12 protein-coding genes and 1 pseudogene are annotated in these 15,496 nt (G+C 66.8%); 6 read left to right on the plus strand and 7 right to left on the minus strand.

Annotation, left to right across the window (positions count from 1 at the left end; translation table 11 throughout):
* Nucleotides 1–66: 66 nt before the first annotated feature.
* The 3 genes and pseudogenes from AC0Z6F_RS13545 to AC0Z6F_RS13555 all read right to left on the minus strand — a co-directional run bounded on the left by AC0Z6F_RS13545 (nt 67) and on the right by AC0Z6F_RS13555 (nt 2,041).
* On the minus strand, nt 67–453 hold the full coding sequence (locus tag AC0Z6F_RS13545; protein WP_065723607.1) for a VOC family protein: 387 nt from the start codon (nt 451–453) through the stop codon (nt 67–69).
* A 249-nt stretch (nt 454–702) separates the two neighbouring features.
* Nucleotides 703–1,406: pseudogene (locus AC0Z6F_RS13550) on the minus strand (helix-turn-helix transcriptional regulator).
* Nucleotides 1,406–2,041, minus strand: a complete 636-nt coding sequence (locus AC0Z6F_RS13555; RefSeq protein WP_485617475.1) for a Rossmann-fold NAD(P)-binding domain-containing protein — start codon at nt 2,039–2,041, stop codon at nt 1,406–1,408. Before AC0Z6F_RS13555 ends, AC0Z6F_RS13550 begins: the two are co-directional and overlap by 1 nt.
* Before the next feature lie 106 nt (nt 2,042–2,147).
* Between AC0Z6F_RS13555 and AC0Z6F_RS13560 the strand changes: the two genes are divergently transcribed.
* Nucleotides 2,148–3,686 (plus strand): GGDEF domain-containing protein, encoded by a 1,539-nt coding sequence (locus AC0Z6F_RS13560; protein ID WP_006360671.1) that lies wholly within the window; start codon nt 2,148–2,150, stop codon nt 3,684–3,686.
* Between the two features lie 107 nt (nt 3,687–3,793).
* Here AC0Z6F_RS13560 and AC0Z6F_RS13565 read toward each other — a convergent pair whose 3' ends face one another.
* Nucleotides 3,794–4,720 (minus strand): DUF808 domain-containing protein, encoded by a 927-nt coding sequence (locus AC0Z6F_RS13565; RefSeq protein WP_012512338.1) that lies wholly within the window; start codon nt 4,718–4,720, stop codon nt 3,794–3,796.
* Between the two features lie 165 nt (nt 4,721–4,885).
* On the opposite strand from AC0Z6F_RS13565, the gene AC0Z6F_RS13570 reads away from it, so the two are divergent.
* Both AC0Z6F_RS13570 and AC0Z6F_RS13575 read left to right on the plus strand, forming a co-directional pair.
* Nucleotides 4,886–6,577, plus strand: a complete 1,692-nt coding sequence (locus AC0Z6F_RS13570; RefSeq protein WP_012512339.1) for an ABC1 kinase family protein — start codon at nt 4,886–4,888, stop codon at nt 6,575–6,577.
* A gap of 241 nt (nt 6,578–6,818) precedes the next feature.
* Nucleotides 6,819–8,924, plus strand: coding sequence for a phosphoglycerol transferase I (locus AC0Z6F_RS13575; RefSeq protein ID WP_012512340.1), 2,106 nt, complete (start codon nt 6,819–6,821; stop codon nt 8,922–8,924).
* A 611-nt stretch (nt 8,925–9,535) separates the two neighbouring features.
* Here AC0Z6F_RS13575 and AC0Z6F_RS13580 read toward each other — a convergent pair.
* Both AC0Z6F_RS13580 and AC0Z6F_RS13585 read right to left on the minus strand, forming a co-directional pair.
* Nucleotides 9,536–11,965 carry a DUF3772 domain-containing protein gene (locus AC0Z6F_RS13580; RefSeq protein ID WP_485617471.1) on the minus strand — a complete coding sequence of 810 codons (2,430 nt, stop codon included), beginning with the start codon at nt 11,963–11,965 and terminating at the stop codon, nt 9,536–9,538.
* Between the two features lie 87 nt (nt 11,966–12,052).
* Entirely contained in the window at nt 12,053–12,301 is a 249-nt protein-coding gene (locus tag AC0Z6F_RS13585) for a hypothetical protein (RefSeq protein WP_049422925.1), read from the minus strand.
* Between the two features lie 182 nt (nt 12,302–12,483).
* Between AC0Z6F_RS13585 and AC0Z6F_RS13590 the strand changes: the two genes are divergently transcribed.
* The 3 genes from AC0Z6F_RS13590 (at nt 12,484) to AC0Z6F_RS13600 (ending at nt 14,809) form a co-directional block, all read left to right on the plus strand.
* Nucleotides 12,484–12,978, plus strand: coding sequence for a lipocalin family protein (locus AC0Z6F_RS13590; protein WP_285301785.1), 495 nt, complete (start codon nt 12,484–12,486; stop codon nt 12,976–12,978).
* A 13-nt stretch (nt 12,979–12,991) separates the two neighbouring features.
* Nucleotides 12,992–14,200: an NAD(P)/FAD-dependent oxidoreductase gene (locus tag AC0Z6F_RS13595; protein ID WP_485617468.1), complete on the plus strand. Its 1,209-nt coding sequence runs from the start codon at nt 12,992–12,994 to the stop codon at nt 14,198–14,200.
* A gap of 126 nt (nt 14,201–14,326) precedes the next feature.
* Complete coding sequence (locus AC0Z6F_RS13600) at nt 14,327–14,809, plus strand: hypothetical protein (protein WP_049400799.1); 483 nt, start codon at nt 14,327–14,329, stop codon at nt 14,807–14,809.
* A 128-nt stretch (nt 14,810–14,937) separates the two neighbouring features.
* Here the strand turns inward: AC0Z6F_RS13600 and AC0Z6F_RS13605 are convergent, their stop codons facing one another.
* Nucleotides 14,938–15,372, minus strand: a complete 435-nt coding sequence (locus tag AC0Z6F_RS13605) for a PepSY domain-containing protein (RefSeq protein WP_032127132.1) — start codon at nt 15,370–15,372, stop codon at nt 14,938–14,940.
* Nucleotides 15,373–15,496 lie beyond the last annotated feature (124 nt).

The following is a 15,496-nucleotide window of genomic DNA, read 5'->3' on the forward strand; positions in this document are numbered from 1 at the left end:
GGGCACTGCCCGGCGTTTTTTTGTGCCTGCTTCCACGCATGGCGTGGATCTACACAATGCGGGCGATCAATCGCGCGCGACCATGCCCTCGGCGCGGCTATAGACACGCAGGCGGTGGCCATCCGGATCGGCACCGACGAAGGTGTGGCCGAATTCCAGGGTCACCGGTGTCTGCAGAATCTGCACGCCGAGTGCGTGCCACGCATCGTGCATCTGCTGCACGGCCTCCGGGTTGGCGACCACCATCGCCAGTTCGGCGGCACCGGCCTGTGCGGACACCGGCGGCTGCACGTCGTCGCGTTGCCACAGGCCCAGCGCAGCACCATCGCCGAGCAGGAACAAGGCAAAGCCGGGCGACTGCTCGACCGGTGGCTTGCCGAGGATGCCGCTGTAGAACGTGGCGCTGGTGGCGACGTCGCGCACGTACTGCAGCAGGGTGCTGGGCGTGAACATGGGGAACCTCCGTTGTTGGGAGCGTTCATGGTGGTACGGCCCTGCTGACAGATTCTGTCAGTAGCGTCGAGCGTGCTCGACTGCTGTTGCCGTTGCTCTGGTAGATGTCGAGCTTGCTCGACTGCTGTTCGCGAAGATCAAAGGCGGTCGAGCAAGCTCGACATCTACCAGGAGCAAAGAGCGAAGCCCACCAACCCATCCCACCAGCAGCAGGAAACGAAACGCGGAAGCAGGCGGGCAAACCCGACGCTACGAACGATCCAGCCAGTCGGGCGCGATGCCCTGCGCCTTCTGCCAGCGCCGCAGCAGCGTGGCGCGAGGCACGAGGTAGTGATCCTCCAGCGCGCGCACCTGGCGGATGCGGTCCAGGCGGAAATGACGGAAGTCCTCCCGGCTCTCACACCACGCCGCCAGCATCGGCACTTCATCGAAGTAGCCCAGCGCGAACGGCCAGACAATGCGCTCGCTGCGCTGGCCCTGTGCATCCTGGTAGCCGAACTTCAGGCGCTGCTGCGAACCCACTGCCTCACGCACAGCCTGCAGGCGCGCAGCGGGCACCTTGGCCGCCGCACGCGAGGGACCCACGCGCAGGCCGCTGTCACGCAGCGCTTCGCGCCGTGCTGCAGGCAACACATGCGCGATACGCGCCAAAGCATCACGCGCGGCCTCGGCCAGCGCAGGCTCAGTGCGCGCCGCAACCCAGCGCAGGCCCAGCACCAATGCATCGATCTCGGCGGGTGGCAGGGTCATCGGCGGCAGGGTATCGCTCGGTGCCAGCTGGTAGCCAACGCCAGTCTCGCCGCGCAGGTCGGCACCCTGCTCACGCAGCGTCTCGATATCGCGGTACAGCGTGCGCAGGTTGATGCCCAGCGCATCGGCGCCTGCCCCGTGACCGGCCGCCGATGCCGGCGCAGCAGCTGCAACAGCTGGGTCAGGCGCAGCGCACGCGACATCAGCCGACCAGCGCGCTCGATGCCACCACGTGCTCACCCGGTTGCGGAGCCAGCGCGGACTCGACCAGCGCCTTGGCGATCTCGCTGGCCGGATTGATCCGCCACGCCCGTGGCAACACCGGCCCCAGAGCGCCCAGCACCGTCAATGCGAAACGCTCGCCGCGGCGCACCTCGTTGCGCTCGCCACCAATCAACCCTGGGCGCACCAGCGTCAGCGAAGCGAACCCCAGCGCACGCAGGTCACGCTCCAGCTTGCCCTTCACCCGGCTGTAGAAGATCGACGACTGCGGGTTGGCGCCAGCCGCGGAATTCAGCACATAGGTCTGCGCACCCTGCGCCTGCGCCAGCCGGGCGAACGTCAGCGGGTAGTCATGGTCGATGCGATGGAAGGCCTCGCGGCTGCCGGCCTGAGCGATGGTGCTGCCGAGCGCGCAGATGACCGCGTCCACGCGCGCCCATTCGGCTGCGGCGGGCAGCGCATCGAAGGCCAGCACCGGGTTCTCCAGCTTCCCGTGGGCTGCGCCCAACGGGCGGCGGGTCGGCGCGATCACGGCGCTGCAGCGCGTGTCGTCCAGCAGCCTGGACAGGGCCAGCCCGCCGACCAGGCCGGTCGCCCCCAGCAACATCACGCGCATCACCACCTCCACTGCGGCATCCTGTCGCCCATCCTAGCCGTTCAAGCCGTCGGCAGCCGCGCCGATATGCTGGAACCAGTCCCTGCCAGCCCCCAGGATTTGCTCCATGACGGACCAGCCCGACCACCGCCCTGCCCCCGGTACCGCCCTTGGGCCGCCGGCACGCGTGCGCGCGGTGGTGGATGACGGGCTGGGAGACCGCGTGGTGCTGCAGGGCGGCGGTGGCGTGGCCCTCCAGCAGCTGTTCGCCGGGGCCGATGCACCGGAACCGCTGCTGGCCGCGTTCGCCAATGGCATGGCCACGTTGCCCGGCGAACTGGGCGATATGGGCGACCGCCTACAGTCGGCGCAGGCCAGCGCCGATTGGCCGCGCTATGGGCGCGCGATGCGGCAGCTGATCGACAAGTACATCCGAACCATCGAACAGCATTCGCCGGACGGGCAGCCGGAAAGCCTGCGCCTGTCCGAGCAGCTGCGGTTGCTGCTGGGCGGCGCGGTGGTGGCCCTGCTGCAGCACGATCCGGACCTGCGCGAGCAGGCGCAGACGCTGGCCATGCAGTTGCGCCAGTGGCAACCGGGTACGGCACTGGAACCGATCGAACAGGGCGTGCGCGAACTCGGCCACCAGGTCGGCGTGCGTGCCGAGAGCTGGCAGGAGCAGCAGGCGCTGCTGCTTGAGCTGTTCGCGCTGCTGCTGGAGAACGTCAGCGAATTGCTGGACGACCGCAGCTGGCTTCAGGGCCAGATCGCCGCAGTGCGCCACCTGCTGGACGGACCGCTGGAAGCCGAAGCGGTGGAGCGCACCCGCGCCGAGCTGCGCGAAGTGATCTACAAGCAGGGCCTGCTGCGCCAGGGCATCGACGATTCGAAGGCGGCGATGCGCGGGCTGATGGGTGAGTTCATCGAACGCATGGATGGCATGGCCACCAGCACCGGTGAGTACCACGACCGCATCGGCAGCTATGCACTGCAGCTGCGCGAGGCACGCAGCATCGCCGACCTCAACCAGCTGCTGCAGGAAGTGATGCGCGATACCGGCAAGGTGCAGCAGCAGGCCGCGCAGGCGCGCGATCATCTGGCCAGCGCGCGCCAGGAAGTGGAACGTGCCGAGCAGCGCATCGCCGAGCTTGAGCAGGAACTGCGCGCGGCCGGCGATCTGGCCCGCATCGATCCCCTGACCCAGGCACTGAACCGCCGCGGCCTGGACGAACTGCTGCAGCGTGAGCTGGCCCGCGCCGCGCGCAACAACTCACCGCTGGGCGTGGCGATGATCGACCTGGACGATTTCCACCAGACCAACGATGCACATGGCCATGCCGGTGGCGATGCACTGCTGCAGCACCTGGTGACCGTGTGCAAGCTGCTGCTGCGGGCAACCGACGGCATCGCGCGGCTGGGTGGCGACGAGTTCGTGCTGGTACTGCCGGAAACCCAGGGTGCCGACAGCATGGCCACCGTGCAACGCCTGCAGCGCTCGCTGGCGCACCGCGTGTTGACCGTGCAGGACCAGCGCGTGCCTGTGCACTTCAGTGCCGGGTTGGCGCAATGGCAGCCCGGCGATGACACCGAAGCGCTGCTGCGGCGCGCGGATGACGCGCTGTATGCGGCCAAGCGGCAGGGCAAGAACCGGGTGCAGGCAGGGTAGTTTCCCGGTACACCGGAAACTGCCTCGGTAGGTGCCAACCTTGGTTGGCACACGCGGGAAACAAAGCGCCGACCAAGGTCGGCCTCTACCGGACAAAGGGCCGTTGCTTACTTCCCGCGCAGCTTCTGGAATCCGGTCACCGCCGCCAGCACGATGGCGCCGGCGATGATGCCCACCACCATGTTGGCCACGGCGCTGATCAGCCAGCCCCACTGTCCTTCACCGCCCAGCCCCTGCACCGCGTGGTGCAGTGCCGGCACGTTGTGCACCAGGATGCCGCCGCCGACCAGGAACATCGCGATGGTCCCGGCCACCGACAGGAATTTCATCAGCCACGGCGCCGAAGCCACCAGGCCACGGCCGAAGGCAGCAATGGCACCGCCCTTGCGCGACAGGTACAGGCCGACATCATCAAGCTTGACGATGCCCGCCACCAGCCCATAGACGAAGACCGTCATCGCCAGTGCAACCACGGCCAGGGTGACCACCTGGTTGGTGAACGGTGCGGTGGCGACCACGCCCAGGGTCAACACGATGATCTCGGCCGAGAGGATGAAGTCGGTGCGGATCGCACCTTTTACCTTGTCCTTCTCCCACGCCACCATGTCCACCTCGGCATCGGCCAGCGCCTTGCGGCGCTCGGCCTGGCGCTCGGCATCGTCGTCGGAGGAATGCAGGAAGCGATGCGCCAGCTTCTCCACGCCCTCGAAGCAGAGGAAGGCACCGCCGATCATCATCAATGGCACGATCAGCGGCACGTTCCAGCCACGGCTGTGCAGCCACGCCTCCAGCGCGCTGATCGCCAGTGCCGCCGGTACCAGGATCACCTTGTTGACCAGCGAGCCCTTGGCCACCGCCCACACCACCGGCAGTTCGCGGTTGGCGTTGACCCCGGTGACCTGCTGCGCGTTCAGCGCCAGGTCGTCGCCGAGCACACCGGCGGTCTTCTTCGCCGCGACCTTGGTCAGGACCGAGACGTCGTCCAGCAGGGAGGCGATATCGTCGAGCAGGGCAAACAGGCTGGCACCGGCCATGGGGCGTCCAAGTGAGGGAATGAGCGGATTCTGACCGATCCGGCGTGGACTGCGGAAGATATCGGGTTCACCACGTGACGACCCCGCCCCGGCCAGACTGGGGCGTGATCCCGTTCCGCCGGGCATGGCCCGGCGCTACCGGCCGTCGTCTGCAAGGAGTTCCGCTTGAGCAATCCGCCCACCACCAATGGCAACCCTCCGCTGGTCAAGGGCATGAACCGGCGCAGCCAGATCCTGCGCCTGCTGATGCGCTATCGCCATTCGGGTGTGTTCTCGGGCATGAACCTGGACGCCGCCAGCAACCAGGCCGACGTGCCCGCCGATGGCAACCCGGAGCAGTTCGTCAGCGATCTGGAAGCCCTGGGGCCGACTTTCGTCAAGCTGGGCCAGATGCTGTCCACGCGCCCGGACATGGTGCCGGTGGAGTTCGCTACGGCGCTGGAGCGCATGCAGGAAAAGGTGGCCGAGATTCCGGTCGCTCGCATCCATGCCATCGTCGAACAGGAGCTGGGCGCGCCGGTGAACAAGCTGTTCGCCGCGTTCGATCCCGAGCCACTGGGCTGTGCCTCGATCGCGCAGGTGCATCGCGCGGTGCTGCACGATGGCCGCCAGGTAGCGGTGAAGGTGCAGAAACCCGAGGTCGCCGCGCAGCTGCGCTCGGACCTGGAGGCACTGCGCAGCTTCGCGCTGGCCGCGGACCATCTGACCCAGGTCGGCCGTCGGGTGCGCCTGCGCGATTGGCTCAACGAGTTCGCCAAGACCCTGATGCAGGAGCTGGACTACCACGCCGAGGCCGAGAACCTGGCCCGTTTCGGCCGCCATCTCAGGCCGTTCCGCCGACTGTGGATACCGCAGCCGCTGTGGGATTACAGCAGTCAGCGCGTGCTGACCATGGAACTGGCCACCGGCGTGCGCGTGGATGCGATTCCCGATGTGCGCCGCACCGAACAATCGATGGACCCACTGGCCGCGGCGCTGATCCGCGGCTACCTGGACCAGATCTTCGTGCACGGCGAGATCCATGCCGACCCGCATCCCGGCAACCTGCGGGTGATGCCCGACGGACGGCTGGCGATCTTCGACCTGGGCATGGTCGCGCACATGCCGCCGCGCCTGCGCGAGCGCCTGCTGAAGATCCTGTTCGCGGCGGTCGATGGCCGCGGCGAGGAAGTGGCCGACGACCTGATCAGCATCAGCACGCGGCTGGAAGCCTTCGACGAAGAGCGCTACCTGCGCGAGACCGGTCAGCTGATCGCGCGCTACGCCGCCAGTGGCAGCTTCTCCGAAGGCCGCGTGGTGCTGGACATGGTGCGCATCGCCACCGCCTGCGGCCTGCGCACACCGCCGGAGCTGAGCCTGCTCGGCAAGGCCCTGCTCAATCTGGAAACCGTATGCCGATTGCTGGCGCCGGACCTGGATACCCGTCGCATCGTCGAGCGCCAGCTGCAGCACGTGATGCGCGCACGCCTGAAGAAATCGCTGTCTGCCGCCAACCTCGCCAGCGAGGCGATGGAGCTGCAGCAGCTGCTGCGCGACGGACCGCGCAAGCTGTCGGACATCATGGCGCTGCTGGCCGAGAACCGCCTGCAGATGAAGGTGACCGGCCTGGAAGAATCGCGGTTGATGGAGAACCTGCAGAAGATCGCCAACCGCGTCGCCGCCGGCATCATCAGTGCGGCCTTGATCATGGCCGCGGCGATGATGATGAAGATCGACACCGGCTGGCATCTGTTCGGCTATCCGCTCATCGCGCTGGTGCTGCTGCTGATCGGCGTGGTACTCGGGCTTGGCATCGTCACCAGTGCATTGTTGTTCGATCGTCGTGCGCGGGCACGCGAAGAACGTGGGCACCGCTAGCGCATCAACGAAAACATCCGTATTCATGCGGTTTTTAATGCAATCCAACGAACCCTTTCACGCTCGTTTTACCTTCTGAGCGCGATTGCGCGCGCGTTCTTTCAACAAACATTTCAGTCAGGTTCGTGCATGCACTATCGGGTCATCGGCCTGTCATGTGTATGTGCTTGCGACAGCGCCGGTCGGATGGACACGCGTCGGTACGACGTCCATCAACATCCCGTCACTGCCGAAGCTGCCTATGCTCTGGATACTGTTGTTGTCGTTCCTGCTGCTGTGCTGGCTGTTCCTCGCGTCCGGCAAATGGGTGTGGTGGAAGGCCGGTTCGCTCTCGCTGCTGCTGCTCATGCTCAGCGCATGGTGGCTGATCGACAAGTTGTCCGGTGATGGGCTCAACGCTGCAACCCTGTATCACCTCGGCGCCGATATGGAAGGCGCCGGTGTCTCCGACTTCAAGGGCTACATTGCCGGCTTCATCGTGCTGGCGCTGGTCTCGCTGCTGCCGCTGTTCGCGACGCGGGTGAAGCGCTGGCGCCGGACCGGCCACGGTGGCGCGTTGTTCGCCGGTTTCGCGGCCGTGTGGGTGGCCACGATCATGATCAGCCCGCTGGCCCGCGACGGCCAGCGCCTGTACCAGCAGCTGCGTCCGGTCGACTTCGCCCGCATTGCCCCCGAGTACCAGGTGCCGACGCAGCCGCTGCAGCGTCCGCGCAACATCGTCTGGATCTACGGCGAAAGCCTGGAACGTACCTATCTGGACGAGAGCGTTTTTCCGGGCCTGATGCCCAACCTCAACCGCTTGGCCTCCGAGTCGCTGGACGTGCGCGGCCTTGCCTCCGCCGAGGGTAGCGGCTGGACCATCGCTGGCCTGGTGTCGTCGATGTGCGGCGTGCCGCTGACCACCTCGCAGGGCGATGAGAACAGCATGGATCGCATGGGCAGCTTCCTGCCCAAGGCCGTGTGTCTGGGCGACTACCTGAAGCAGCAGGGCTACACCAATCATTACCTGGGCGGTGCAAACGGCCAGTTCGCCGGCAAGGGCCAGTTCCTGGCCAGCCACGGCTTTGATGAAGTCCATGATCTGGCATGGTTCAAGCAGCAGAAGAAGATCGGCCGCATCCACTACTCGGCGTGGGGCGTGCACGATGACGTGCTGCTGGATACCGCCTACCAGCGCTTCGAGCAGCTCTCGCGCGCCGGTTCGCCGTTCATGCTGACCACGCTGACCATGGACACCCACCACCCGGCCGGTCATCTGCCGGTGTCGTGCAAGGGCGAGCGCTACCAGAGCCAGTACGGCAACATCAACATGCTCAACGCGCTCAAGTGCAGCGACCGCCTGATCTCGCAGCTCGTCGAACGCATCCAGGCCAGCCCGTACGGCAAGGACACGCTGATCGTCATCGCTTCCGACCACCTGGCGATGCCCAACGATCTGACCCATATCCTGACCCGGCAGAAGCGCGAGAACCTGCTGCTGTTCCTGGGTGATGACATTGCCCCGCAGCAGCTCAGCGCCGACGCCGGCACCACGCTGGATTCGGGTGCGACCCTGCTCAGCCTGCTGGACCCGAACCTGAAGACGATGGGCTTCGGGCGTTCACTGATCGATACCCAGCGCGCGCCCAGCGCCAGCGTGGCCACCCAGCGCGATGGTGGCCGCGATTACCCGCAGTACCTCGCCTTCGCCCGTTCGCTGTGGCTGGGCGAACCGACCCGCGAGCTGAAGATCGATGGCGATGACCAGGTGGTGGTCGGCCTGCAGCACGTGCAGCCACCGGTGTTGCTGGAGTACGACAAGGACTGGGGGTTGAAGTCGGTGTATCTGGAAAACACCTCGCGCCAGTTCGATGATGCCAACCCGGACAACACGCTGGCCTACGTCGACCGTTGCACCGCATTCGAGGATGGCTCGGCCGATGGTGACTGGTGCGCCCTGCTGGTCAACCGCGACAACGGCATCAAGCTGTACCGCGACAACGACCTGCGCGGGGGCATCGCGGTGGATGCACCACTGGACGCATTCCAGGGCCCGCGCCCGAGCGTGCGCCAGGCACACATGATCACCCAGAAGGGGCGCCGTACCCGTGCCGGCCAGTACATGCTGCAGCTGGTTGCGAGCACGCGCCCGGATCGTGGTTTCTGGATCGAGGCGGTGTCCTCGCAGCGCAAGGTGGTACTGGCGCAGCAGTGGGTGCAGCCCGATGCCAACGGCAAGATCAACGTGTCGTTCGGGCTGGATCACGAAGTGGATGATCTGGAGATCCGCGCGTGGTTGAACCACGCCGAGAAGCTGGCGGTGGACACATTCGCACTGGTGCCATCCCGCAGCCGACCACGAGGGTAGGGGTTTCTTTGCAGGGCTGCGCCCTGCACCTGCCGAAGCAACAGCCGAAGCAACAGCAACGGCAACAGCGGGCATTCCGTGGTTTGGTGGGGTGGTGCCGGAGTGCGGGGACGCCGCAAGTACGTCCCTGTAGGCTTGACAGCCGCATCCATGCGGCTGACACCCCGCACTCCGACACCGCCCCACCTCTGACAGATTCCTGCGTCTGTCGGTGGGTGTCGACCTTGGTTGACACTTCTGTCAGATATGGAAATCAATCTGGGGTCAGATCCGTTTTCCTCCGGAAAACGGATCTGACCCCAAGAGCATTTCCGACAGACCGCAGCAAACTGTCGAAGGCGGGGTGGGTCCGGTTGCGGGGGTGTCCGCGGCATGGATGCCGCGGCCAAGCCCCCATGGGTGAGGGCGCTTTGCTTGCGAAGCACTGCTTCGCAAGCGCCCGAACGCACAGCCGCCAGCGGCTGGGCCGGCCTGGGGGTTTACGGCGTCCCCCGCAACCGGACCCACCCCGCCATCCCACAGGAAACCAGCTTTTGCCGTTGCCGTTGCCGTTGCTGTTGCCTTTGCTCCGGCTTGTAGCGGGTGCAGGGCGCAGCCCTGCAAAGAAACCCCTACTCCTGCGGATCGCGGGTGATGTGGATGTCGGTCGGGGTCGACAGCGGGATGTTCCGCTCCGCCAGGATCTGCAGCAGGCTGAAGTACAGATCGCTGCGGGTGGCGTAGACCTGCCGCGGGCTGGCCACGTACGCGAAGCTGTTGATGGTGATCTGGCCACCGGCAATGCTGTCGATGTAGACCGTCGGCGCCGGCTGCTTCAGCACGTTGGTGTGTGCGGTATACGCATCCAGCAGCGCCTGCCGCAGGTTGCCGACATCGGTGCTGGGCGGCACCGCGAACTGGATCTGGATGCGGCCCTGGTTGTTGCCCATCGTCATGTTGCGCACGGTCTTGGTGACCAGCTCGGAGTTGGGCACGATCAGGGTGGACTTGTCGCCCACCTGGATCTCGGTCGAACGCAGGCTGATGCGGCGGATGTCGCCCTCCTGGTCGCCCAGCTTCACCCAGTCGCCGATCTTCACAGGACGCTCGGCCAGCAGGATCAGGCCGGAGACGAAGTTCTGTGTGATCACCTGCAGGCCGAAACCAATACCCACTGACAACGCACTGACGAGCAGCGCCAGCTTGGTCAGCTCCAGCCCCATCGCCGTCAACGCCCAGATCACGGCGAGGATGATGCCAACGTAGCGGGCGACGGTACTGACCGAGTTACGCGCCCCCAGGTCCAGTTCGGTCTTGGGCAGGTAGGTATCGGTCAGCCAGCGCTGCACCAGCTGGGTGATCGCCAGGCCGGCCAGCAGCACCACAACCGCCAACACGATCTGCATCGGCTTCAGGGTGGTTCCGCCCAACGGAATGCCCGTGGTGAGCAGCGAAGTGAATCGCTCCACCACCGCACCGATGTTGCCGAACGGCGCCACCAGGGCAAGCAGCGTGAGCAGCACGACCACGGTACGCAGCGCCGCCGACAGCAGCACGCCGGCCTGCTCCAGCCGCGATACGCTCAGGCCGGTGCTGAGCAGAATGGTCTGGCCCACCTTGCTGTCGGCATTGAGCATCCACGTGCTCAGGTCATCGACGAATTTGAACAGCAGCGTCGCCGCCAGCACCACGATGCTGCCGCCGATCAGCTGCTGGTTCACGAACTTGGCGAAGTTCAGATAGCCCAGCAGGGTGGCGATGATGGCCGCTACTACCGCGACGTTGCCCGCCACGCGTGCCAATACCAGCCAGCTGCTGCGGCGCACCGGTGTGGCCGCGCCCACGCCATCGGCCTGCGCCTCCAGCTTGGCCTCGGCCTCGGCGGTCTGCCGGCGATGCAGGCGCGCCAGGGTCACCAGCATGGCCATGATCAGGCCGAGGTAGGTCAGCGCAATCAGGCCATCCAGCGCCACCGTGGTGACGTCGCTGGTACGTGTGGCCTGATCGAGGGCGACCAGCACCGTGCTCAGCCAGGCCAGCGCCGCCGCGCCCCACGCGTACTTGCGCAGCTTGAGCGCGGCGGTGTCATCCAGATTCAGCAACCGCCACGACGGCCGCTTGGGAACCAGCATGCAGGCGCTGAGTGCCGCAATGAACGCAGCGCGGAACGTTGCGGTCTCCAGCCCGTCGGCCACCACCTGCAGGCGCGGCGCAATCGCATTGATGGCATCCAGCGCCGCCATCAGCACCACCACGGCATAGCCGGGCAGCAGCGTGCCCACCAGCAGCAGCCACATGGCCAGGCCGGAGCGCCGCAGGCGGCCATCGGGCGCACGCTCGGACGCGGCAAAGCGGCGACCCAGCCGGCGCAGCCACAACCGCAGCGGGAACATCATGACCAGTGCAGCCAGCAGGCCCAGCAACGGCGTGCCCCAGCCGTTGGCCCGGATGCCGGCGACGAACGTATCGCGCCCCTGCTCGGCCAACGGCGCGACGCGTGCGATATCGATCGGCAGGCGCTCGGCAACCTTGCTCCACAGCGCGGGCGACAACGGCGAGGCAACCTTCTGCCCCAGTTCTTCGGTACGTTGCGCGGCGCGCTGCTGGTCGATGTCGGTCGCCAGCTGCTGGGCGCGCACGGCACTGGTCTTGGCCTGCGCTACCGACGCGGCCAGTCCGTCGCGTTGTTTGTTGATGCTGCGCCGTTGCGCCGCCAGTTCGGGCGGCTCGGTGGTGCCTTCGGCAGGTGTGCCCAGCTGCGCCAGTTGTTCGTCGAGGCGAACCAGCTGTGGCTGCAGCTCCTTTTCCAGTGCCTCAGCATCCCGCCGCGCCTGCGAGGCATTCTCGGACAGCATCGCCAGCGTCTCGATGGCGGCCGCATCACCACGCTTGCGGTCGACCTCCTTCAGCTTTGCATCGATACCTGCCAGCTGCTGCTTCGGCGTGGGCTCATCATCCTGCGCCAGCACCGGCGCGGACAGCAGGAAGGCGCTGCACAGCAGCAGGGCCAGCCAAGGGCCCCGTGCACGGATCGATCGCAGGAAAGAAGACAAGCCAGCCACACCGGTTCGCGCGGACCACCGCGCCTGCGCGCGACTATACGGCAGAGCCGGTCAAGGCCGGATGGGCGCCCCCGCCAGCGTCGCGCATCAGTACTTCAGGCGCAGCTCTTCCACGGCCGGCTGCTGCAGCGCGTACCAGTCCTGGAACTCTTCCTCGGTAATCTCATCGGGCGCATATACCGCCACCGGGTGCCAGTCGTGGTCGGTCGGCAGCGGCTGGCGCGGGCCGGCACGCAGGCTGTAGGCCACGCCTTCGTAGTCGACCAGGTCATCGACCTGCGGCCACTGTTCGCGTGCGAACGCGGATTCACTCTTCAACAGGATCACCTGGTACATCGGCACCTCCACCTCGGTTGGATCAGGAAAACACGGCGCTGGCAGCAGGATACCGCCACGCCGGTGACAACGGGCGCTCCGCCGGGGCGACGGAACGTTCTGGACACGGCCATCGCCCCGGCTTCACCCGCCCATGGCAAGGCCATCGGCATCGTGGAGGCCCACCCCTGCCACGACCACCGATGACCGAGCACCCGCCGCTGAAGACCGTCGCCGACCTCAAACTGCCCCGCTACCTGGGCACCTGGTATGAGATCGCGCGCCTGCCGATGCGCCACGAGCCGGAAGGCTGCACCGACGTGTCGGCGCACTACACCCTGCTCGACAACGGCAACGTCGGCGTCACCAACCGCTGCCGTATGGACGGCGAGGTCGAGGAAGCCACCGGCGAGGCCTGCGCCGTCGACAACGACAGCGCGCGCCTGGAAGTGAGCTTCCTGCCCAAGGGCCTGCGCTGGCTGCCGTTCGCCAAGGGCGACTACTGGGTGATCCAGGTCGCGCCGGACTACAGCGTGGCACTGGTCGGCAGCCCCGATCGCAAGTACCTGTGGCTGCTGGCCCGCGAACCGCAGCTGGACGCTACCGTGCAGGACCATTATCTGGCCGCTGCCCGCCTGCAGGGCTTCGATCTGTCCGAACTGATCCAGACCCCGCATACCGGCCGTCCCACGGCCTGAGCAGCACACGGCCATGGACCTGAAGAGCGGTTACCCCTGGTGGGCGGTACGCAATGGATTGATCCAGGCGTTTCCGCCATTGGAAAAGGACCTGCGCTGCGACGTGCTGGTGGTCGGTGGCGGCATCACCGGTGCGCTGATTGCCGACGAACTGTCCCGGCATGGCCACGACGTGGCGGTGATCGAGCAGCGCGACATCGGCTGGGGCAGCACCGCTGCCAGCACCGCGTTGCTGCAGTACGAGATCGATACCCATCTGCTGGAACTGGCGCAGCGCCATGGTCAGGACGCCGCCGCGCTTGCCTATCGGGCGTGTGCCGAGGCGATTCCGGCCCTGGGCGACGTGGCTCGCGGCCTGAAAGACGTTGATTTCCAGCGCATGGACAGCCTGTACCTGGCCAGCCGCCATCGCGACGTGCCGCGCCTGATGGCCGAAGGTGAGGCACGGCGCGGAATCGGCCTGGATGCCCGCTGGCTGGGCCCGGAGGCACTGCGGAAGCGCTTCGACGTGGACGCCGGCGGTGCCCTGCTCACGCGCCAGGCGGCGCGGGTCGATCCCTATCGCCTGACCTATGCGCTGCTGCAACGCGTGCGCCGGCGCGGCGGCAATGTGCATGACCGTACGGTACTGCACACGCTCACGCCCAGCGCGCGCGGGGTAACCGCCCTCACCGAGGACGGCGCCACGATCCACGCCCGCCACGTGGTGCTGGCAATGGGCTATGCCAACCAACGCTGGCTGCATCAGCGCGTCGCACGCAACCGCAGCAGCTATGCCTTCATCACCGACCCGATCGATGCAGACGTGCTGGGCCGGCTGCGCAACACGATGGTGTGGGAGAGCGCACGCCCGTACCTCTACCTGCGCGCCACCGGCGACCGCCGCCTGCTGGTGGGCGGGCTGGACGACGCCATCGACATCCCCGCCCGCCGCGATAGGCGCGTAGAGCGCAAGGCCGACAAGCTGATGAAACAGCTCCAGCACTGGTTCCCGCGGCTGGATCCGGTGCCCGCCTTCTCCTGGGCCGGCACCTTCGCCGAAACCGCCGACGGCCTGCCTTTCTTCGGCCCGCACGATCAGTGGGGGCCACGGGTGCATTTCGCCATGGCCTACGGCGGCAACGGCATCACTTATTCGATGATCGGCGCCCAGCTGCTGCGGGCCCGGATCGAGCGGCGCAGGCATGCGCTGGAAGGGCTGTTCGGGTTCGGGCGGCTGTGACCTGCAGCCAGGCATGGCCTGGCTCTACCCCAATCCGGCGCCGACAGGCATCATTCAAGCAACCCCTGCTAGCGTCGGCCTGTACCGCCGCGTGTTGCGTGGCCACCTGTCCGCTGGAGCGCCGTCATGATCCGCCCCCTGACCCTGCTGCTGTGCCTGGCCCTGCCGGGAACCGTGCTGGCCCAGTCCGCCGCTGGCGCCACCGCGCCGCAGGCCGCCGGCCTGGACCTGACGCTGCCGCAGGCGCCGATGCGCTACCTCAACGACCCGGCCCTGCAGCAGGACCCGCCGGGCACGTACTACGGTGACAAGAGCGGCCCGCGCGTGCACGACGACGCGAAGATCGCCGACGTCACCGACGACAAGGTCAAAGTGTCCGGCAGCTTCACTACCGGCATCGGCTATTCCAAGAACGGTGGCAACAGCCACTACAACGCCGCCACGCTGAACCTGAGCAAGAACTACACCACCGATGAGGGCAAGACCCACGGGGTCAACGTCAACATCCACGTGAGCGAAGGCAAGGGCCCGGGCTTCTACGGCCCGTACGGCGGCTACTACGGCCGCGGCCCGGGCTACTGGGATTACCCGCCGCCGTTTGGTTGGTAAGCGCCGCGTCGGGCCTGGGCCGACCAAGGTCGGCCGCTACCGCTGCACGTGTCCGGTAGGTGTCGACCTTGGTCGACACGCTTTCTCCCCGTGTGCCGGCCAGCGGCCGGCACCTACCGGCACGCGAATCAATCCAGCCAGCCATCGCGCTCGCTGTGCAGGATGCGGCCGTCATAGCCGCTCAGGCGCACGTCCACCTTCTGGTTGCGGGCATTGCGGGCTTCCAGCGACCAGGTCGCACCATCGCGTTCCAGCGAATGGATCTCGCGCAGGCCATGCGCCTGTGCCCGTGCCAGCACCTGCTCGGTGGTCAACAGCGCGCGGCCGCTGTGCTCGTCGAAGATCTCGCCGGTCTTGGGGTCTACGTAGACCTCGCTGAAGCGGCCATCGGCGCGGCTCACGTCAGCCTCCCACAGGCCATCATCGCGTTCGATCTCATGGATCTGGGTGTAGCCGGCCTTGCGCAGGGTCTGTTCGACCTGGGCCATGCCCAGCGGTGCAGCCTGTGCGGCCGGTGCGATGGCCAGCAGAGCAACAGTGGCGAGGGTGAGCGACTTCAACATGGGGGTTCTCCTGTTCGTGTTCGTGGCCGGACCATCCCGGCAACGCCACAATGCACCCCGTGGTTAACAGCTCCTTAGCCGGCACTGTTAGCCAGCTGTTACTCAGCCCCGGCACACTCACGCC

This window comes from Stenotrophomonas sp. 1L-E-5-B-C3 (genome assembly GCF_057292075.1).

Coding starts and splice junctions, on each gene's coding strand:
- AC0Z6F_RS13600 (WP_049400799.1), top strand. CDS start 14,327: ATGATCCGCCCCCTGACCCTGCTGCTGTGCCTGGCCCTGCCGGGAACC.
- AC0Z6F_RS13560 (WP_006360671.1), top strand. CDS start 2,148: ATGACGGACCAGCCCGACCACCGCCCTGCCCCCGGTACCGCCCTTGGG.
- AC0Z6F_RS13555 (WP_485617475.1), bottom strand. CDS start 2,041: ATGCGCGTGATGTTGCTGGGGGCGACCGGCCTGGTCGGCGGGCTGGCC.
- AC0Z6F_RS13605 (WP_032127132.1), bottom strand. CDS start 15,372: ATGTTGAAGTCGCTCACCCTCGCCACTGTTGCTCTGCTGGCCATCGCA.
- AC0Z6F_RS13585 (WP_049422925.1), bottom strand. CDS start 12,301: ATGTACCAGGTGATCCTGTTGAAGAGTGAATCCGCGTTCGCACGCGAA.
- AC0Z6F_RS13545 (WP_065723607.1), bottom strand. CDS start 453: ATGTTCACGCCCAGCACCCTGCTGCAGTACGTGCGCGACGTCGCCACC.
- AC0Z6F_RS13595 (WP_485617468.1), top strand. CDS start 12,992: ATGGACCTGAAGAGCGGTTACCCCTGGTGGGCGGTACGCAATGGATTG.
- AC0Z6F_RS13565 (WP_012512338.1), bottom strand. CDS start 4,720: ATGGCCGGTGCCAGCCTGTTTGCCCTGCTCGACGATATCGCCTCCCTG.
- AC0Z6F_RS13575 (WP_012512340.1), top strand. CDS start 6,819: ATGCTCTGGATACTGTTGTTGTCGTTCCTGCTGCTGTGCTGGCTGTTC.
- AC0Z6F_RS13590 (WP_285301785.1), top strand. CDS start 12,484: ATGACCGAGCACCCGCCGCTGAAGACCGTCGCCGACCTCAAACTGCCC.